Source organism: Arthrobacter sp. LT660, assembly GCF_056172845.1.
In genome coordinates this window covers 2,535,608-2,554,561 of the sequence record NZ_CM149651.1, presented here as the reverse complement: position 1 = coordinate 2,554,561, position 18,954 = coordinate 2,535,608, and the positions used below count along the sequence as shown (strand labels likewise).

The window sequence follows — 18,954 nt, the reverse complement described above, 5'->3', positions numbered from 1 at the left end:
AGAGCCTAGGCGCGCCGCGGCGGGGGTGCTACCCGCCGGCCACGGACTGGATGACCATGATGCGCGTGCCGTCCGGCGCCGGCGTGTCCAGCCCGGCGAGGTCGCGGATGTTGTCGCGGCCGACGAACACGTTGGCGAACCGCCGGACCCTGCCGGTCTCGTCGCGCACCCGCCTCGCGAACACCGGGAACTGGGCGGAGACGGCGTCGAGGACCGCTCCGACGGTCGCCCCGGCGTCGCACTCCACCTCGAAGACGCGGCGCCCGCCCACGGCGGGAGCGAGGACCGCCGGGACCTGCAGGGTGACGCTGGCCATGCGAACCCCTAGCGCACGACGGCGGCGCGGACGCTGAGCACGTCGGGGAGCCGTTCGGCGACGGTCGTGAAGCTCGCGCCCTCGTCGGTGCTGGCGAAGACCTCGCCCGAGCGCGTTCCAAAGTAGACGCCCACGTCGCCGTCGTGGTCGTCGGCGCCGGCGGCATCGCGCAGCACGGAGTTCCATTCGACGTCGGGAAGTCCGGCGTGCTGCTCCTCCCACGTCGTCCCGGCGTCCTTCGTGCGGTAGACGCTGAGCCGGGTTCCCACGGGCGTGCGCTGGTAGTCGCCCTGCAGGGGCACCGTCCACGCCGTGTCCGGGGTGCGCGGGTGGCTCAGGAACACGAAACCGAAGTCGGCCGGCAGGCCGCCGGCGATGCTGACCCACTGGTCTCCGGCGTCGTCCGTCCGGTAGACGCCGCCGTGGTTCTGCGCGTAGAGGCGGTCCGGGTTTCCGGCGTCCGCCGCGATGCGGTGGACGCACTGCCCGAACTCCGGTTCCTCGTCCGGCATGAAGCCGGCCGCGATGCCCCTGTTGCGGGGTTCCCAGGAGGCGCCCGCGTCGCGGGAGCGGTAGACCCCGCCCGTGCTCATGGCCACGTGGACGGTGTTCTCGTCCACGGCGTTCGGGAGGATCGTGTGGGCCGTCGCGCCGCCGCCGCCGGGTTGCCATTGGGTTCGGTGGGGATGGTCCCAGAGGCCGCGGTTGAGCTCGAAGTGCTCGCCGCCGTCGGTCGACTTCCACACGGAGATCGGTTCGCAGCCGGCCCATACGACGCCGGGCCTGGCCGCCGTGTCCGGGCGGATGTGCCAGATGCGCTCCAGTGCGGCGTCCGTGTCCGCGGGGAACTTGACGGCGCCGTTCTCCGGCTCGGACCAGGTGGCGCCGAGGTCGTCCGAATACACGACGGTGGGCCCCCAGTGCCAATCCGTCACGCCGGCGAGGATGCGCGTGCCGCCGTTCCGCGTGTCGATCGCCACCGAGGAGACTTCGATGTTGAGAAAGTGCGGTTCACCCAGGTTCCAGCTGGCTCGGTCCCCGCTGGTGGCCAACCACAGGCCCTTCTTGGTACCGATGGCGATCAGTGTCGTCGTGGCCGTATCGGTGGTTCCGGTGCTCATGGCCCACAGTCCACCACCGCATTGGTTGCCCGGCAAGGGCCTACGGCATGCCATTTACCGTCGGGTCCGCGTACGCTCGCCACCAAGGTAGCCACACCGTGATTTCATGCTTGAACATTCAATCAAAAACGTTTAGACTGGACCCATGACGCAGACAATCGAGCGGCCCCCCGTCCTGTTCCTCAGCCATGGCGCCCCGCCCCTGGCCGACGACGCGCGCTGGACGCGCGAGCTGGCCGACTGGTCCGGGGAGATCGGCAAGCCCAAGGACATCCTCATGGTCTCGGCCCACTGGGAAAACGCGCCCGTCACGCTCAGTGCCACGCGCCGTCCCGCCGAGCTGGTCTACGACTTCTGGGGCTTCCCGCAGAAGTACTACGACGTGCGCTACGACGCGCCGCAGGCCACCGAGCTGGCCGACGAGGTCGCCCGCCTGGCCGGCGACCACGGCCACCACGTCGAGCGCGACGAGGAGCGCGGGTTGGACCACGGTGCCTACGTTCCACTGAAGGAAATGTTCCCGGATGCGGACGTGCCGGTGGTGCAGATGTCCATGCCGACGCTGGATCCGCAGGGACTCTTCGAACTCGGGAAGTCCCTGGCGCCGCTGCGCGAGCGAGGAACGCTCATCGTGGGCTCGGGGTTCACCACGCACAACCTCCGCTGGTTCAACCCGTCGGCGGGACCGGACGTGGCGCCGCCGACGGCATCCAGCGAATTCGACCACTGGGCCGAGGAGGCCATGGGCCGCGGCGACATCGATTCCATCCTGGACTTCCTGCACAAGGCTCCCGCCGCCCGCGAGGCGCACCCGCGGTCCGAGCACTGGGCGCCCCTCTACGTCGCCCTCGGAGCGGCATATGCCTCGGGCGGCATAGAGGCGAAGACCGCCATCGACGGATTCTGGTTCGGCCTGTCGAAACGGTCCTGGACCCTGGGCTGACCTCCTGCACCCCCACCCCCCGAAGTGGACATGACCGCGGTTTATTACCCGCGGTCATGTCCACTTCGGGAGGCGGGGCGCGGTGGGGTGGGTAGTCGCGAAATCATCCCTCCGGCGGATCCCCCGCACGAAGACCGGAGGCTAAAGTGTGCCTTGCCCCGTCGCAATTGCGTCGGTCGCTCCCGAGATCCTCCGCCACCGCGAGGCCGTGGGGCGTTTGAAGAAGGACTTGGACCCATGCTCTTGCGACTCATCCTCCAGTACTCCAAGCCATACAAGCGCTGGATCGCGGCCGTGCTGCTGCTCCAGCTGGCCACGACCATCGCGACGCTGTTCCTGCCCAGCCTCAACGCCCGGATCATCGACGAGGGCGTCACGCAGGGGGACACGGACTTCATCTGGCGCACCGGCGGCGTGATGCTCGCCGTCGCGTTCGCGCAGGTGCTGACCGCCGTCGCCGCCGTGTACTTCGGCGCGAAGACGGCCATGGCGATCGGGCGGGACCTGCGCAGCGGCGTCTTCCACACCGTGTCCGCGTTTTCGGCGCGCGAGGTGAACCGGTTCGGGGCACCGACGCTCATCACCCGCGGCACGAACGACGTCCAGCAGGTGCAGATGCTGGTGCTCATGGGGCTGAACTTCATGGTCTCCACGCCGATCATGTGCATCGGCGGCATCATCATGGCCCTCCGCGAGGACCCGGGCCTGTCCTGGCTGGTCTGGGTGTCCGTGCCGGTGCTCGTGGTGGTCGTCGGTTTCCTGGTCTACCTGCTGATGCCCCTCTTCCGCCTGATGCAGGAGCGCATCGACTCCATCAACGGCGTCCTGCGCGAGCAGATCATCGGGATCCGCGTGGTCCGCGCGTTCGTCCGGGAACCGTACGAGACCCAGCGCTTCGCGGCCGCCAACGAGCGCCTGACCGAAGTCGGCGTCAAGGTCGGCAACCTGTTCGTGCTGATGTTCCCGCTCATCGGGATGGTCCTCCACCTCGCCACCGCGTCCGTCCTCTGGTTCGGCGGGCAGCGCGTTGATTCCGGCGAGATGCAGGTCGGCGCGCTGACCGCGTTCCTGCAGTACCTGCTGCAGATCCTCATGGCCGTCATGATGGGCACCTTCATGGCGATGATGATCCCGCGCGCCGCGGTGTGCGCCGAGCGCATCGCCGAGGTGCTCGACGTCGAGCCCTCGCTTCGCGACCCGCCCACGCCGGCCGTCGAGGTCCCGCGCACGGGAACGGTCGAGTTCCGCGGCGTCGCGTTCGGGTACCCCGGCGCCGCCGCGCCGGTTTTGTCGGGCCTGACCTTCACCGCCGAACCGGGCAAGACGACGGCGATCATCGGCTCCACGGGAGCCGGCAAGACCACGCTGCTGAACCTCATCCCGCGGCTGTACGACGCCGACGCGGGCGACGTCCTGCTGGACGGCGTCCCCGTGGGGGCGATGACGCGCGCGCAGATCTCCGAGCGCGTGGCCGCGGTGCCGCAGCGGCCGTACCTCTTCTCCGGGACCATCGCGTCCAACCTGCGCTTCGGCAGGCCGGAGGCCACCGAGGCCGAGCTGTGGGAGGCCCTCGAGACAGCGCAGGCCGCCGACTTCGTGCGCGAGCGGGCCGAGGGTCTCGAATCACCCGTGTCCCAAGGCGGGACGAACGTGTCCGGCGGACAGCGGCAGCGGCTCTGCATCGCCCGCGCGCTGGTGGCCCGTCCCTCCGTGTACCTCTTCGACGATTCGTTCTCGGCGTTGGACGTCGCGACGGACGCGCGGCTGCGGGCGGCCCTCAAGGGGCCCACGCGGGACGCGGCGGTGGTCATCGTCGCCCAACGGGTTTCCACCATCACCGAGGCGGACCAGATCCTGGTGCTGGACCGGGGCGCCGTCGTCGCCCGCGGATCGCACGGCGAGCTGCTGGAAACCTCGGAAACGTACCGGGAAATCGTCGAGTCGCAGAGCAGCGTGGAGGAGGTGGCCTAGATGGGAAAGCGCAACAGGGAAAGCGAAGCGCGGGCCGGGGCCACTACGTCGCCCGTGGTCGAGGAATTCGAGGACATGTCCATGGACGACGGCTGGGGCGGGCAGCAGTCCGTCCGGAAGGCCAAGCGTTTCTGGCCGTCCGCCGCGCGGCTGATCGGCCTGCTGGCCCCGGAGAGGCTGGCCATGGCCGTGGTGCTGGTGTTCGTCTCGGCCAGCGTGGTGCTGACCGTCATCGCCCCCCGGATCCTGGGCCGGGCGATGGACGTGATCTTCTCCGGCGTCGTCGGAAAGAACCTGCCGCAGGGCGCCACGCAGGACCAGGTCATCGCGGGGCTGCGCGCCGAGGGACAGAACGACCTCGCGGACATGCTCTCCGGGATGGCCGTGGTCCCGGGCGCCGGAATCGACTTCGTGGAGCTCGGCCGCCTGATCATGATCGTGCTGGCCATGTACTTCGTGGCGTCGGCGTTCATGTGGGCGCAGGGCTACATCCTCAACCGCCTCGTCATGCGCGTGGTGTACAACCTACGCCGGGACGTCGAGGACAAGCTCAACCGCCTGCCCCTGAACTACTTCGACACCCGCCAGCGCGGCGACGTGCTCTCGCGGGTGACCAACGACGTGGACAACATCCAGAACGCGCTGCAGCAGGCGTTCGCCCAGCTGGTGCAATCACTTCTGACGGTGATCGGCATCATCGTCATGATGTTCATCGTGTCCTGGCAGATGGCGCTGATCGCGCTCGTCGCGTTGCCGCTCTCCGGAGCCGCCGCCGCCCTGATCGGCACGCGGGCGCAGGGACTTTTCGCCGCGCAGTGGAAGTCCACCGGCTCGCTCAACGGCCAGATCGAGGAGTCGTTCTCGGGCCACGACCTGATGAAGGTCTTCGGCCGCGAGGACGATGCGCGGGCGAGGTTCGAGGAACGCAACGAGGAGCTGTTCAAGGCGTCATTCGGCGCGCAGTTCGTCTCGGGGACCATCTTCCCGGTCATGCAGTTCATCTCCTACCTGGCGTACGTTGGGATCGCCGTCGTCGGCGGCCTGCGCGTGGCCTCCGGGCAGATGACGCTGGGCGACGCGACGGCGTTCATCCAGTACTCGCGCGAGTTCACCCAGCCGCTGGGCCAGATGGCGGGCATGGCGAACATGCTGCAGTCCGGCGTCGCCTCGGCCGAGCGCACGTTCGAGCTGCTCGACGCCGACGAGCAGGACCGCGAGAACGCCACGGCGAGCCTGCCGGAACGCACGGACGGCCACGTGGGATTCCACGGCGTGACGTTCTCCTACGATCCGGAGAAGCCGCTCATCGAGGACCTGTCCTTCGAGGCGCATCCCGGCCACACGGTCGCGATCGTGGGGCCGACCGGGGCAGGCAAGACCACGCTGGTGAACCTGGTCATGCGCTTCTACGAGCTCGACGGCGGGTGGATCACGGTCGACGGCGTGGACGTCACGTCCCTGTCGCGGGCCGAACTGCGCTCCAAGGTGGGCATGGTGCTCCAGGACGCGTGGCTGTTCAACGGCTCCATCCGGGACAACATCCGCTACGGGCGGTTGGACGCGACCGAGGAGGAGGTCCTGGCCGCAGCGGAGGCGACCTACGTCGACCGTTTCGTCCGGGCGCTGCCGGAGGGCTACGACACGGTGATCGACGACGAGGGGACCAACGTCTCCACGGGGGAGAAGCAGCTGATCACCATCGCCCGGGCGTTCCTGGCGAACCCGTCGCTGCTGATCCTGGACGAGGCGACGTCCTCCGTGGACACGCGCACCGAGCTCCTGGTCCAGCACGCCATGGCCGCCCTGCGCACGGACCGGACGAGTTTCGTGATCGCCCACCGGCTCTCCACGATCCGGGACGCCGACACCATCCTGGTGATGGAGTCCGGGCGCATCGTGGAGCAGGGCAACCACGAGGCGCTGCTGGCGGCCCGTGGCGCGTACCACCGCCTCTACGTCTCGCAGTTCGCCGCCCCGTCCCCCACCGAACCACGCGAAGTGGACAATACCGCGGTTAACTAACCCCCGGTAATGTCCACTTCGGGTGGCGGGGGCGGGCGGAGATAGGCTGGTCGGCATGCAGCACGTCCCGGGCCAGTTCCCCACACCCGCGCCACGGCGCCGGCAACCCGTCTTCGATCCGGGACCCTTCCGCCGCGGGGACGCGGTGGTCCTGCTGGCGTACGTGCTGTTGTTCGTTGTCGGGCTCGCCGGCCTGCTCACGCTGGTGCCCGGCTTCCACGAGACGTTCACGACGCCGGACAGCGCGTCGTTCGCGGTCAACCTCGTCGCCTACGCGGTGCTGTTCACGGCATCGATGATCATGGGCGTCGGCGCCCTGGCCTCCTCGCTGCGCACGTTCCGGTACCACCCGTGGGCCAAGGGCTTCCTGATCCCCGGCGCGTGGCTCGGGAGCCTCATCATCACCGCCAGCGTCCTGATGACCATGGGCGAGGCGGTGAAGAGCGAAAACCAGCTGGCGATCGAAGGCATGACGACGTCGGTGCCGTTCCCCACGATGTTCGTCGTGGCCGTGGTGATGGGTCCGTTCGTGGAGGAGTACGTTTTCCGCCACCTCCTGATCGGCAAGCTGAGCCGCAGGATCAACGTCTGGGTCTGCGTCGCGATCTCGATCGTCTTGTTCGCGGGCATCCACTTCATAGGAACCGGGTCCTTCGATCCGACGTCGTTGGTTCCGTACCTGACGCTCGGCACGGTGATCAGCGTGGCCTACGTCCTCAGCGGCAAGTCCCTGGCGTACGCGTACATCCTGCACGTGTTCAACAACGGCGTGGCCCTGGCGATCGCCTACACCGTGCTCCCGCTGCTGGAACAGTAGGTGGCCCGCGAACCGGACGGCTGGGCCGGCCACGCGCACGGAACTCCGGGGTACCGGCGGATGATCCTGGCCCTTTTCGCGGCCGGCGTGGCCACGTTCGCCCAGCTGTACTCGGTCCAGGGCGTCCTTCCGGAGCTCTCGCGCGACCTCCGGGTCGCCGAATCCCAGGCGGCGCTCGCCGTTTCCTCGGCGACCCTCGGCCTCGCCGTCGCCGTCCTCGGGTGGTCCGCTGCCGCCGACCGCTACGGAAGGCTCCGCACCATGACGGTCGCGGTCGTCGCCGCCGTCGCGCTGGGCCTGTTGGTTCCCGCGGCTCCGACCTACGAGACTTTGTTGGCCGTCCGCTTCGTCGAAGGGCTGGCGCTGGGCGGCATACCGGCGGTCGCTCTGGCGTACCTGAGCGAGGAGGTCGCACCGCTGCACGCGGCCGTCGCTGCGGGGACGTACATCTCCGGGACGTCGCTGGGCGGCCTGGCCGGACGCCTGGTGGCCGGACCGCTGAGCGAGTTCGTCAACTGGCGCGTGGGCACCCTCGCCGTGAGTCTTCTCGCCGCGGTCGCGGCGGCGGTGTTCATCGCGTCGGCGCCGCGGCCGCGCGGGTTCGTGCCGGTTCCACGAAGATCGGCCGACGCCGTTCCGCTGCGCCTGTTGCTCGTCCGGAACCTGCGCAGCTCGCGATTGCTGGCGCTCTACGCGCAGGGCCTGTTGCTGATGGGAGGATTCGTCGCCGTGTACAACTACCTGGGCTTCCGACTGGAGGCGCCGCCGTTCCTCATCCCGGTCTCGCTGGGTTCCCTGGTGTTCCTGGCGTACCTGTCCGGGACGTGGTCCTCGCGCAGGTCCGGCGCCCTCGTAGGCCGGTTTGGACGACTGCCCGTGCTGCTGGGTTCGATCGGGGCCATGGGGGCGGGCCTCGCGGTCACGCTCATCGACTGGCTTCCGGCCGTCGTCGCCGGCCTGCTACTACTGACCGCCGGGTTCTTCTCGGCCCACGCCGTGGCCAGCGGCTGGGTCCCCGCGCTCGCGGTGGGCGGCCGCGCGCAGGCGGCCAGCCTCTACAACCTGGCCTACTACGGCGGATCGAGCCTCTTCGGCTGGGCCGTGGGACTGGCGTTCGCCCCGTGGGGTTGGCCCGGGGCGGCCGGCCTGGTGGGGTTGCTACTGGTTCTGGCCGCGGCCATCGCAACCGGGGCGCTGCGGGACGGCGCGGCACCGGCCGGAGCCTGATCCGCGGGGGACAGTCACATGCCGGCGGGCTTGCCGCCGCCCGCAACGGGCCGCGCCATTTCGAGGGCCAGGTGCAACCGCAGGAAGGCGCCCAGCGTTGCGCTGCCGAAGTCCTTGTGGGTGGTTTCGGGCCACTGCTTCCGCAGGAGCGAGCCCAGCGCCGAGCCGGCGACCTTGCCATCGACGACCAAGGCGGGGTTTGCGCCGATCAGCGACTGGACGGTCTCCTTGTAGGCCTCGAGGGTCGGTGCATCCGCGAGGGCCGGAACGGCCTGCTTCGCTGCCGACTTGGGTGGGACGGACGGCGTCATGGCCTTTTTCGCCGGCGTCTTCGCCTCGATCCGGTCCGCGACGGGGGTGGCAGTCAGCCCCAGCGGGCCGAACTCGTACGCGTCGTCGGCCACGGAACGGAGCATGTGGCTGGAGATGCCGGCGTCCTCGTGGCCACCGGAGACGACCACGACGTATTTCCCGAGCGCGTGGAGCCGCCGCACCAGCGGGATGAAGCCCCCGTCGCCCGTGACCACCACGAAGGTGTCGATCCACGGGGAGTCGTGGGCGACGGCCAGCGCGTCGACGCACAGCTCGATGTCCGCCGCATTCTTCACCCGGGCTCCGAAGGAGAAGACCTGCACCGGTTCGATCCCGTGGCGCTGGATGTCGCCCTGGTATGCGAACATGTCCGGGTGCGCCCAGTTGGCGTACGCGCGGACCACGGCCAGGCCAGCGCCGACGCCGGTGTGTTCCACCACGCGGCGCACCTCCGTGACCAGGTTCCCGAGCGGGACGGCGCCCACTGTCCGACCGTATCCGCCGAACAGGTTCTCCAAATCCACAAGAACGGCGACGTTTCGCCGCGGTGGCACACCACTAGCCATCAGACCCCCCAGTCCACGATTTACCGGCAAGCCTACCGCCGGCGCCGCACTAGGCTGTCAAGGTGACCCCTGACCCCCGCGCGGACGCCGCCGAGCCGCGCCATCTGGGCCGCACGATCCTCGCGCTCGCCGTCCCCGCGCTCGGCGCCCTCATAGCCGAACCGCTGTTCCTCATCGCCGACACGGCGATCGTCGGCCACCTCGGCATCGACGAACTCGCCGGCGCCGGCCTGGGCACCACGGTGCTGCACACCGCCGTCGGACTCATGATCTTCCTCGCCTACTCCACGACGCCGGCCGTCGCCCGCCATGTCGGAGCACGACGCCGGGACCTCGCCCTCGCGGCGGGACGGGACGGTATCTGGCTGGCCGTCGCGCTGGGCGCGGTGCTGGCGGTGGCCGGATGGCTGTCAGCGCCGGCGCTGTTGGGCGCCATGGGGGCCGAAGGGGCCGCGCTCGCCTTCGCCGTCGACTACCTCCGCTGGTCCATGCCCGGCCTGCCCGCGATGCTGCTGGTCCTCGCCGCGACCGGAGTCCTGCGCGGACTGCAGGACACGAAGACGCCCCTGGTGGTGGCCGGCGTCGGATTCGGCGCGAACATCGTGCTGAACTACGCCCTCGTCTACGGCGCAGGGATGTCCGTTGCCGGCTCGGCGCTCGGCACGTCGATCGCGCAGTGGGGCATGGCGGCCGTCTACCTCTGGCTGCTGGTGCCCCGGACCCGCGCGGAGGGCGTGCGGCTGCGGCCGAGCCGTGGCGGCATGCTCGCCACCGGGAGGGTCGGGTCCTGGCTGATGCTGCGCACCGCCTCCCTGCGGCTGGCCCTGCTGGCGACCGTCTGGGTGGCTACGTCCCACGGCACCCTCACGCTGGCCGCACACCAGTTGGTGTTCACGCTCTTCACGTTCCTGGCGTTCGCCCTGGACGCGCTCGCCATCGCCGCGCAGGCCCTGATCGGCAAGGAGCTCGGCGCCGGCAACACGGCCATGGCCCGCCGGCTGACCGCGACGATGACGCGCTGGGGCCTGCTGTTTGGCGTGGCCACCGGCGTGCTGCTGGCGCTCGCCGCCCCGTTCGTCGGCGCGCTGTTCACATCCGACGCCGATGTCCAGCGCGCCGCGGCCGTCGGCCTGTGGGTCCTGGCCGCCGCGCAGCCGGTGTGCGGACTGGTGTTCGTCCTGGACGGCGTGCTGATCGGGGCCGGGGACGCACGGTACCTCTCAATCGCGGGCGTCGTGACCCTGGTCGTGTACCTGCCGCTGCTGTGGCTCGTCGCCCTGACCGACCTTCCCGGCACGTCGGCGATTCTCTGGCTGTGGCTCGCCTTCGGCGTCGTGTTCATGTGCGCCCGGGCGGCCACGTTGCTCTGGCGCGTGCGCGGCGACGCATGGATGGGGGAGTCCGCGGGACTCACAGCGCAGACATAGCCTCCGCTGGGACGGGGCACGGGCGGATGGGATGGAATGGATACATCGCCCTCCCGAAAGGATGCATGGACACGAATCCCGCAAACTGCACCACCCGCCACCCCCTTGCCCTCCGTGTCGGCGCCGGCGCCAGCCTCGCCGCCTTCGCAGTGGCGTGCGTCGCGCCGGCCGCCTCGGCAACCGCCGTTGACCCCGCGTTGGAGGGGGCCGGCAGCTCGTTGGGCCACGGATACAGCGGCTACAGCGGCTCCGCGGCGGCCGCCACGTCGACCGCCGTCGACCCGGGCACCCGCACGGACGCCGCGGGCGTGTTGCTGGTTAAGACCGAGACCGCCTCCGGCGGAGGCGCCGGCACCGGAATGGTCCTGACGTCCGGCGGCCTGGCCCTCACGAACCACCACGTGGTGGAGGACTCGACCGAGGTGCGGGTGACCGTGGCGGACACCGGGGCCGTCCACACGGCCACGGTCGTGGGCAAGGACGAGGCGAACGACGTCGCCGTCCTCCAGCTCAAGGACACGTCCGCACTGGAGACCGTGTCCATGGACGACGACGGAACCCGGCCCGGCGAGGCGGTCGCCGCGATCGGCAACGGTCGCGGCCAGGGCTACCTGACGACCGTCGCGGGCGTGTTGGAGTCGACCGGCGATTCTCTCACCACCCGGGACGCGGACGGCGAGGTCGTCGGCATGACCACCGCGGCCTCGACCGGAGTCGGGGGCCGTGGACATCGGCCCCGATGCGGCGCTCGGCGTGGCGGTCGCCTCGCCCGCCGCCGCTGCATCTGGGCCCCGGGGTGACGGACAACCGATGGAGGCGGGCGCCGCGGTCGTGGACGTAACGCCGGAATCGGTCGCGGACGCGGCGGGCCTGACCGTCGGCTCGACCATCACGGCGATCGGCGGTGTCGACGTCGGCGACCACGGGGAATTGGCGCGGACCCTCTCGGACCACGAGCCCGGGGACACGGTGTCGATGTCGTGGAAGGACGCCGATGGCGCGAACCGGACGGGTTCGGCGGTCCTGGATGCCAGCGGCACCAACTGACCGGGCCGTCGCGAACTAGAATCGGGAGGTGCCTGCCCTGACGACACCCCCCGAAATCGCCGAAGCGCTCTGGAAACCCGTGATGTTCCGGTCCGTGGTGGCCGCGGTCTTCGGTGGGCTCTCCGTGTTCTGGCCAACGCCGGGTGAGAACGTGTTCGCCTACGCGTTCGCCGCGTACCTGGTTCTGACCTCCAAGGCCGTGTGGGATTTCGCACAGGCCGCCGTCGTTCCCTCGCCCGTCCGCGGACTCCTCGGCGGAGCCGCGATCGCCTGGTCGCTCGCCGCCGTCTCCATGTTGCTCATGCCGGGTGGGAGTGCCGTGGCCCTTGCCGGAGGTTCCGCGCTGGTGCTGTCGGGACTGATGGAACTGACCGCCTGGCTCCGTCGCCGCGCCGGTCTCGTGGCCGTTCGGGATTTTCTGGTGACGGGTGTGGTCTCCGTCGGGACCGGCGTCGGCCTGCTCGGGTCGCTCGCGATGGGACTCGATCTGGACGCGCATGGGCTGTTCGGCATCGCCGGCGGTGGTGCGATCATCGTGGCCGTGTTCGGCCTGATCGCCGCGTTCGGGTACCGGCACGATGCCAGACGCCCCGCCGAACCTCGCTAGACTGGGAGCCACACCATCCCTTCAGGAGGAACCCCCGTGGGCAACAACCCGTCCCAGCAGAAGCCCGACTGGCAGCAGAGCATCAAGGCGCCGTTGACCTTCTCGGTGGTCCTGGGCCTGGTCGCAGGCGTGGCCGCGTCCGTCTTCGCCACCGGAGGCTCCGACGAGCCGTTCCGCATCGACATCGGATTGACCGCGTTCGGCATCGCCTTCGTGGCGAGCCTGCTGGTTATTTCCGTGCTGACGATGGCAAGCAAGGACAACCCGAAGAGCCACGGCGGGGGTGCCGGCGTGAACCGTTCCTCGCTGAACCCGGACCGCCGCAGGCCCAAGGGCTAGCTTCAGGAGGCGGTCTCGACGCCGTCCTTGCCGTCCCATTCCCGCAGGAACTGTTCGCGGGTCATTTCCTCGAGGTCGCGCCGGATGAGGGCCACAAGACCCTCCGCCTCGTCGATGTTGTTGCCCGTGATGCGCAGTACCTCGGCGTTGTTGTCGATGCGGCGGACCACCGCCGTCGCGCCCATGGCGTCCGAGCCGTCGCCGCCGAGCACCGCGTCCGCGATGCCCACGAACCAGCGTCCGGCGGCCTTGAACGGTCCGTCGGTTGCCTTTTCCAGATCGACGTCGTAGTCGGCCGAGGCGTGCGCGGCCGGAATCTCGTGGGTCACGGTCGTTCCTTTCGTGGTTCCTGCGGCGGGTGGAACCGCCTGACCCCAGTCTATGACCGGATGCCCCCGCGTGGACGGCACACCTGCGGACTACCCGTCCGTCCCGCCCGCCCGTGCGCGCCGCCGCCGATAGGCCCGGACATGCTCGCGGTTGGCGCAGTTCCCCGTGTCGCAGTACATCTTGGAGCGGTTCCGAGACAGATCGAGCACGACGGCGCCGCAGTCGTCCGCGGCGCAGACCCGCAACCGCTCCAGCTCCCCGGACCGCAGGACGTCGACGAACGCCATGGCGGCCTCGACGGCCATGCGTTCGGCCAGCGGGGCCTCCGGCGTCGTGGCGTGCAGGTGGTAGTCCCAATGGTCGTGCTTCACGAGCTGGGGAAGAGCGCGGGCGTTGCGCAGGATGTTGTTCACCGTGGCGACCGCCGCGTCCTCGTCGGCCAGCCAGATGGATCTCAGCGTGGCCCGGAGCTGGCGCACCGCGCGCAACTCGCCCGCCGAATGCGTGCGCGATCCGGTGAACTGCTCCCGGGCCAGGAACTCGTCCAGATCGGCGCGCGTCAGGAGTCCGTCGATATCCGTCTCCGCGGTGTTGACCAGATTCACGACGGATCCGAGTGCAACCAGGGTGTCAGGTGCAAAGCTCATTTTCGCTCCTGTCGAACTTCGGTGGATTGGGCGTATGTTTCTTGTCATTAGTGTATGCGATTTTACTTATGACACCCGAAAGCAGGCCATGGCAACGCAACAAGCACCGGGGAAGACCGCCCTCCGTAGCCCCGCAATGACGGGCATTTGGATCGCGCTCTTCTCCTCGGCGGTTTTCGGGATCTCGGGATCCTTCGCGAAACCGCTGTTGGAGTCGGGATGGTCCAGCGGAGCGGCGGTTGGGGCCCGCATGGCCGGTGCGGCGCTGATCCTCCTGATTCCCACGCTCGTCGTCCTGCGCGGGCGGTGGGCGACCGTGTTGGAGAACTGGAAGCCGATCAGCCTGTTCGGGCTCTTTGGCGTCGGCATCTGCCAGTTCTCCTACTTCCAGGCCGTCGAGCGGCTGAGCGTGGGGGTCGCGCTGCTCCTCGAGTACCTGGCGCCCGTCCTGATCGTCCTGACCCTCTGGGCGCGGAGCCGGCGCCTTCCGGCCCCGCTCACCATCGCCGGGACCGTGGTCTCGTTGCTCGGGCTCGTCCTGGTGCTGAACCTGACGGGAACCGAGCGCGTGGACCCGATCGGCGTGCTGTGGGGGCTCGCCGCCGCCGTCGGGCTGGCCGTGTATTTCTTCATCACCGCCAAGGCCAACGCCACGCTCCCGCCGCTGGTGCTGGCCACGGGAGGCCTGGTGGTGGGTGCCGTCCTGATGTTCCTCCTCGGTGCCGTGCGCCTGCTGCCGATGGAGGCCACGTTCACGGACGTCGACTTCGTGGGCTTCGCGACGCCGTGGTGGGTCGCGCTGCTCGGACTCGTGGTGGTCGCGACGGTGATCGCGTACGTTTCCGGCATCATGGCCGCACGCGCCCTGGGCAGCAAGCTGGCGTCGTTCGTCTCGCTGACCGAGGTCCTGTTCGCCGTCCTGTGGGCTTGGCTGCTGCTCGGCGAGATGCCGGCGGGGATCCAGCTGCTCGGCGGGTCGCTGATCGTCGGCGGCGTTCTGCTGGTGCGCGCCGACGAGATCCGCTCGCCCTGACTCGCCTTACCGCCCGAACCGCCGAAGCCGGAGGCTGTTCGCGACCACCAGCACGGAGCTGGCCGCCATCGCCGCGCCGGCGAGCATCGGGTTCAGGAGGCCCAACGCCGCCACGGGGATGCCCAGCGTGTTGTAGAGGAACGCCCAGAACAGGTTGGCCTTGATCGTCGCGAGCGTCTTGCGGGACAGCTCGATCGCCTGCCCGACCTGGGCTACGTCGTTGCCCATCACGGTGATGTCCGCGGCCTCGATGGCCACGTCGGTCCCGGACCCCATGGCGATGCCGAGATCGGCCTGCGCCAGCGCGGGGGCGTCGTTCACGCCGTCGCCGACCATGGCAACGACCGCGCCGGCCGCCTGCAACTGGCGAACCGCCTCCACCTTGCCCTCCGGCAGCACGTCGGAGAACACCGCATCCGGGTCGATCCCCACCTCGGCCGCCACCTGACGTGCGACCGGTCCGTTGTCGCCGGTGAGCAACACGGGACGCAGGCCCAGGGCCCGCAGTCGGGAGATCGCGCCCGCGGATCCCGCCTTCACGGTGTCGCGCAGGCCTAGGACGCCGGCCACACCACCGTCGACGGCGACCAGCACCGCCGTCGTGCCCTTGTCCTGGGCGGCGTGGAGCGCGGCGTAATCGGTGTCCCGGAGCTCGACGCCGTTGTCGGCCAGCCACTGGGCCTTGCCCGCCAGCACGACGGCGCCGCCGACGTCCGCGCGGACACCGCCGCCCGCCTCGGAGGCGAAGTCCCGCACCGTGGAGGCGACCCGGCGGAAGCCGTCGGCCTCCTCGGCGGCCTCGACGATCGCGCGGGCGATCGGGTGTTCGGATCCGGATTCGGCCGCCCCGGCGAGGGACAGCAATTGTTCGCGGCCGAAGTCCCCGAGCGTTTCGACGTCCACGACTGACAGCTTGCCCTCGGTGACGGTGCCGGTCTTGTCCAGCAGGACCGTGTCCACCCGGCGTGTGTCCTCGAGGACCTGCGGGCCGCGGATGAGAATGCCCAGCTGGGCCCCGCGGCCGGTGCCGACCAGCAGGCCGATCGGCGTGGCCAGGCCCAGCGCGCACGGGCAGGCGATCACCAGCACGGTGACCGCGGCCGTGAACGCCGGTCCCAGTTCGCCGCCGATGGCCAGCCAGAGCACGAACGTCAGCACGGCGATGGCCAGTACGATCGGCACGAAGACGGCCGAGATGCGGTCGGCGAGCCGGGCGATCGGCGCCTTGCCGGTCTGCGCCTCGGAGACCAGGCGCCCCATCTGCGCCAGCGTGGTGTCGCGGCCCACGCGCGTGGCACGGACCAGGAGCCGGCCGGAGGCGTTGATCGTGGCGCCGGTGACGGTGTCGTCCGGACCGACGTCCACCGGCACGGATTCGCCGGTGATCAGGGAGGTGTCGACGGCGGAGGCGCCCTCGACGACGTAGCCGTCGGTGGCGATCTTCTCGCCGGGACGCACCACGAACTCGTCGCCGGGGACCAGATCGGCGGCGGGGACGCGGACCTCGCGTCCGTCGCGCACGACCGTGGCCTCCTTCGCGCCCAGGTCCAACAGGGACTTCAGTGCGTCGCCGGCGCGGGCCTTGGCGCGCGCCTCGAGGAACCGACCGAGCAGCAGGAACGTCGCAACGACGCCGGCCACTTCGAAGTAGAGCTGGTGTCCGGCCCCATCCATCGCCATGCCGGTGCCCGCGTGTTCGGTGAGGCCGGGGTCCGCGATGAGCTGCCAGGCGGAGAAGAAGTAGGCGGCGAGCACGCCGATGGACACCAGCGTGTCCATGGTGGACGCGCCGTGGCGGGCATTGATTGCGGCTGCCCGGTGGAACGGCCAACCGGACCAGAGGGTCACCGGCGTCGCGAGGGCGAACGCCACCCAGCCCCAGTGCGGGAACTGCGCGGCGGGGACCATGGAGACGATGAACAGCGGCACCGTGAAGATGGCGGCGACGATGAGCCGCGGCGCCAGCTGGCGTGCCGTGCCCCCGTGTCCCATGTGGTCGTCAGCGCCGTGGACCGCGTGGACCGCGTGGTCCGCGGGAGCCCCGGGAGAGCCGCCGGATCCCGGGCCAGCGCCGTCGTCGTTCCCCGTCGTGGCGCCGGGGGCGCCCGGGGGGTGGTGGGCGTGGGCATCGCGCTTGAGGCTGGCCTGGTAGCCGGCCGAGCCGACGGTGTCGATGAGCTGCTGGTCGGTGACCTCGTGCGGGACGGTGACCCGCGCGGACTCGAGCGGCAGGTTGACCAGCGCCTCGACGCCTTCGATCTTGCCGAGCTTGCGCTCGACCCGACCTACGCACGAGGCGCAGGTCATTCCCCGGATGTCCAGCTCGACAATCCGGCCGGCACCTCCGGCCGTGTCCTCGTTGCCCATGGCTTTGCCTCCTTACGCGTTGTTTCCCACCACGGTGTAGCCGGCCTCGGCGACGGCCTCGCTGAGCGTCGCCTCGCTGACGTCCGTGGCGGAGGTGACGGTCGCGGTGGACACGCCCCCGGCGACGAGTTCCACCTGGACGTCCTGGACGCCGGCGATGGACTGGATTTCCTCGGTGACAGAGGCGACGCAGTGGCCGCAGGTCATGCCGTCGATGCTGATGGTCTTGGTGTTCATGGTGGTTCCTTTCAAGGGGGTGTCAGCGCAGCAGGCGGCCGATGGCGGCCGATGCCTCGCGGACCTTTTCGTTGACGATTTCCGGGTTGCCGGTGGCTTCGGCGTCGCGCGCGGCGCCGACGACGCAGTGGGCGATATGTCCCTCCACCAGTCCCAGGCTGACCTTGTGGAGGGCGGCGTTGACGGCCGAGACCTGCGTGAGGATGTCGATGCAGTACTTTTCTTCCTCGACCATGCGGGCGATGCCGCGCACCTGTCCTTCAATCCGGCCGAGCCGCCGAAGGAGCCCCTCCGTGTCCGTGGTGTAGGCGTGTTCGCGGTGTTCGTCCCCGCGCGCTGGTTCCGTTGACATGCTGCAAATATACCCCCGGTGGGTATCCGGGGTCAAGTACCCCCTAAGGGTATCCTTCCGGTGCGCCGAACCCGCCGGGACGGGCCCCGTTGCTATGCTGTCCCGGTGCCAGTGAACCAGCTTTCCGTCCGCCCGATCACCCACGACGAGCACCGCGCCCACCTGGCCACGCGCCCCGAGTCCAGCTTCCTGCAGCTGCCGGCCTGGTCCGGCGTCAAGCGCGAATGGCGCGCCGAATACCTGGGCTGGTTCGATGCCGCGGGCGAGCTCCGGGGTTCCGCGCAGGTCCTCCACCGTCCGGCGCCCGTCATCAAATGGACTCTGGCCTATCTCCCGGAGGGTCCGGTGATGGACTGGGAGTCCGTCTCCGCGCCGGACGTCTTCGAGCCCATGCTGGCGCACTTCCGCCGCAACCGCGTTTTCCTGGTGCGGATGGGTGTGCCGCTGATCGGCCGCCGCTGGACCGGTGCGGCGGTCCGCAAGGCGCTTTCCGCGGGCGGCCACTCGCTGGTCACCGAGCTGGAACCGGCGCACGACGACGGACGCGCCGCCCTCGTGGCGGCCCAGCTGCGCACCACGGACTGGCGCAAGCAGGACGTCGGCGAGGACTTCGCCGCCGGCCAGCCCGAGTTCCAGGCCCGGATCCCGCTGGTGTCCGACGACGGAACGCCCCTCGACGTGGATGGTGTCCTCGCGGGCATGAACCAGAACGCCCGCCGCGAGACCCGCAAGGCAGCGTCGGGACCCCTCGAGGTCCAGACGGGCGGGGAGGGGGACATCGAGCGTTTCCACGCCATCTACCGCGAGACCGCCGAGCGCGACGGATTCACCGGGCGGCCGGCGCACTACTTCACCACCATGTTCAACGAGCTCAACGCCCACGCGCCGGGGACGTGCACGGTGTACTTCGCCGTGCACGAGGGGCGCGACCTCGCCGCCGCCATCCGCGTGCACAGCGGGCACGGCGCCTGGTACGTGTACGGGGCGTCGTCGGCCGCCGAACGCAAGCTCTTCGCGCCGAAGGCCCTGATCCACCGCATGGTGGAGGATTCGCTGGCGGAGGGTTGCCGCTTCCTGGACCACGGCGGCGTCTCGGCGACCCTGGACAAGGAGCACCACCTCGCGGGGCTGACCCTGTTCAAGACGACGCTGGGCTGCGACGTCGTCCAGACGGTCGGCGAGTGGGACTACGCGCTCAACCGCCCGCTGGCGGCCGGATTCAACCTGTACATGAAGAAGCGCTCCAAGCACTAGCCGGCGTCGTGCCCCGGTT

The 18,954-nt window shown here is 69.9% G+C and carries 20 protein-coding genes; 12 read left to right on the top strand and 8 right to left on the bottom strand.

Annotated elements, in window-relative coordinates:
• Window positions 1-28 precede the first annotated feature (28 nt).
• Both AC0QSG_RS11875 and AC0QSG_RS11870 read right to left on the bottom strand, forming a co-directional pair.
• Window positions 29-316 carry a MoaD/ThiS family protein gene (locus AC0QSG_RS11875; RefSeq protein WP_475375539.1) on the bottom strand — a complete coding sequence of 96 codons (288 nt, stop codon included), beginning with the start codon at window positions 314-316 and terminating at the stop codon, window positions 29-31.
• A gap of 8 nt (window positions 317-324) precedes the next feature.
• On the bottom strand, window positions 325-1,437 hold the full coding sequence (locus AC0QSG_RS11870; RefSeq protein ID WP_435728041.1) for a WD40/YVTN/BNR-like repeat-containing protein: 1,113 nt from the start codon (window positions 1,435-1,437) through the stop codon (window positions 325-327).
• 145 nt (window positions 1,438-1,582) lie between these two features.
• On the opposite strand from AC0QSG_RS11870, the gene AC0QSG_RS11865 reads away from it, so the two are divergent.
• The 5 genes from AC0QSG_RS11865 to AC0QSG_RS11845 all read left to right on the top strand — a co-directional run bounded on the left by AC0QSG_RS11865 (window position 1,583) and on the right by AC0QSG_RS11845 (window position 8,417).
• Window positions 1,583-2,380 (top strand): dioxygenase family protein, encoded by a 798-nt coding sequence (locus AC0QSG_RS11865; RefSeq protein ID WP_475375538.1) that lies wholly within the window; start codon window positions 1,583-1,585, stop codon window positions 2,378-2,380.
• A gap of 237 nt (window positions 2,381-2,617) precedes the next feature.
• On the top strand, window positions 2,618-4,351 hold the full coding sequence (locus tag AC0QSG_RS11860; RefSeq protein ID WP_475375537.1) for an ABC transporter ATP-binding protein: 1,734 nt from the start codon (window positions 2,618-2,620) through the stop codon (window positions 4,349-4,351).
• Window positions 4,352-6,373: an ABC transporter ATP-binding protein gene (locus AC0QSG_RS11855; protein WP_475375536.1), complete on the top strand. Its 2,022-nt coding sequence runs from the start codon at window positions 4,352-4,354 to the stop codon at window positions 6,371-6,373.
• 55 nt (window positions 6,374-6,428) lie between these two features.
• Entirely contained in the window at window positions 6,429-7,190 is a 762-nt protein-coding gene (locus AC0QSG_RS11850; protein WP_435728045.1) for a CPBP family intramembrane glutamic endopeptidase, read from the top strand.
• 60 nt (window positions 7,191-7,250) lie between these two features.
• Window positions 7,251-8,417: an MFS transporter gene (locus tag AC0QSG_RS11845; RefSeq protein WP_435728075.1), complete on the top strand. Its 1,167-nt coding sequence runs from the start codon at window positions 7,251-7,253 to the stop codon at window positions 8,415-8,417.
• 14 nt (window positions 8,418-8,431) lie between these two features.
• Here the strand turns inward: AC0QSG_RS11845 and AC0QSG_RS11840 are convergent, their stop codons facing one another.
• Window positions 8,432-9,295, bottom strand: coding sequence for an NYN domain-containing protein (locus tag AC0QSG_RS11840; RefSeq protein ID WP_475375535.1), 864 nt, complete (start codon window positions 9,293-9,295; stop codon window positions 8,432-8,434).
• Window positions 9,296-9,357: 62 nt separating this feature from the next.
• On the opposite strand from AC0QSG_RS11840, the gene AC0QSG_RS11835 reads away from it, so the two are divergent.
• The 5 genes from AC0QSG_RS11835 (at window position 9,358) to AC0QSG_RS11815 (ending at window position 12,715) form a co-directional block, all read left to right on the top strand.
• The gene (locus AC0QSG_RS11835) at window positions 9,358-10,722 is read left to right on the top strand and encodes an MATE family efflux transporter (protein ID WP_475375534.1); all 1,365 of its coding nucleotides are present in this window, start codon (window positions 9,358-9,360) and stop codon (window positions 10,720-10,722) included.
• A gap of 65 nt (window positions 10,723-10,787) precedes the next feature.
• Complete coding sequence (locus AC0QSG_RS11830) at window positions 10,788-11,522, top strand: S1C family serine protease (protein WP_475375533.1); 735 nt, start codon at window positions 10,788-10,790, stop codon at window positions 11,520-11,522.
• Between the two features lie 10 nt (window positions 11,523-11,532).
• Window positions 11,533-11,769, top strand: coding sequence for a PDZ domain-containing protein (locus AC0QSG_RS11825; protein WP_475375532.1), 237 nt, complete (start codon window positions 11,533-11,535; stop codon window positions 11,767-11,769).
• Between the two features lie 28 nt (window positions 11,770-11,797).
• Window positions 11,798-12,376, top strand: a complete 579-nt coding sequence (locus AC0QSG_RS11820) for a hypothetical protein (protein ID WP_475375531.1) — start codon at window positions 11,798-11,800, stop codon at window positions 12,374-12,376.
• A 36-nt stretch (window positions 12,377-12,412) separates the two neighbouring features.
• Window positions 12,413-12,715, top strand: coding sequence for a hypothetical protein (locus AC0QSG_RS11815; protein ID WP_475375530.1), 303 nt, complete (start codon window positions 12,413-12,415; stop codon window positions 12,713-12,715).
• 2 nt (window positions 12,716-12,717) lie between these two features.
• On the opposite strand, the gene AC0QSG_RS11810 is transcribed toward AC0QSG_RS11815, so the two are convergent.
• Together AC0QSG_RS11810 and AC0QSG_RS11805 are read right to left on the bottom strand one after the other, a co-directional pair.
• The gene (locus AC0QSG_RS11810) at window positions 12,718-13,044 is read right to left on the bottom strand and encodes a hypothetical protein (protein ID WP_435728051.1); all 327 of its coding nucleotides are present in this window, start codon (window positions 13,042-13,044) and stop codon (window positions 12,718-12,720) included.
• A 90-nt stretch (window positions 13,045-13,134) separates the two neighbouring features.
• Window positions 13,135-13,692: a CGNR zinc finger domain-containing protein gene (locus AC0QSG_RS11805; RefSeq protein ID WP_475375529.1), complete on the bottom strand. Its 558-nt coding sequence runs from the start codon at window positions 13,690-13,692 to the stop codon at window positions 13,135-13,137.
• Between the two features lie 88 nt (window positions 13,693-13,780).
• Here AC0QSG_RS11805 and AC0QSG_RS11800 point away from each other — a divergent pair, with 88 nt between their 5' ends.
• Window positions 13,781-14,725: an EamA family transporter gene (locus AC0QSG_RS11800; protein ID WP_475375528.1), complete on the top strand. Its 945-nt coding sequence runs from the start codon at window positions 13,781-13,783 to the stop codon at window positions 14,723-14,725.
• A gap of 6 nt (window positions 14,726-14,731) precedes the next feature.
• Here AC0QSG_RS11800 and AC0QSG_RS11795 read toward each other — a convergent pair whose 3' ends face one another.
• The 3 genes from AC0QSG_RS11795 to AC0QSG_RS11785 are packed head-to-tail and all read right to left on the bottom strand — an operon-like array spanning window position 14,732 to window position 17,681.
• On the bottom strand, window positions 14,732-17,092 hold the full coding sequence (locus AC0QSG_RS11795; RefSeq protein WP_475375527.1) for a heavy metal translocating P-type ATPase: 2,361 nt from the start codon (window positions 17,090-17,092) through the stop codon (window positions 14,732-14,734).
• 12 nt (window positions 17,093-17,104) lie between these two features.
• A complete protein-coding gene (locus AC0QSG_RS11790; protein WP_435728055.1) occupies window positions 17,105-17,329 on the bottom strand; it encodes a heavy-metal-associated domain-containing protein in 225 nt (74 codons plus the stop codon).
• 22 nt (window positions 17,330-17,351) lie between these two features.
• Window positions 17,352-17,681, bottom strand: a complete 330-nt coding sequence (locus tag AC0QSG_RS11785; protein WP_475375526.1) for a metal-sensitive transcriptional regulator — start codon at window positions 17,679-17,681, stop codon at window positions 17,352-17,354.
• Window positions 17,682-17,786: 105 nt separating this feature from the next.
• On the opposite strand from AC0QSG_RS11785, the gene AC0QSG_RS11780 reads away from it, so the two are divergent.
• Window positions 17,787-18,935, top strand: coding sequence for a lipid II:glycine glycyltransferase FemX (locus AC0QSG_RS11780; RefSeq protein WP_475375525.1), 1,149 nt, complete (start codon window positions 17,787-17,789; stop codon window positions 18,933-18,935).
• The last annotated feature ends 19 nt before the right edge of the window (window positions 18,936-18,954 follow it).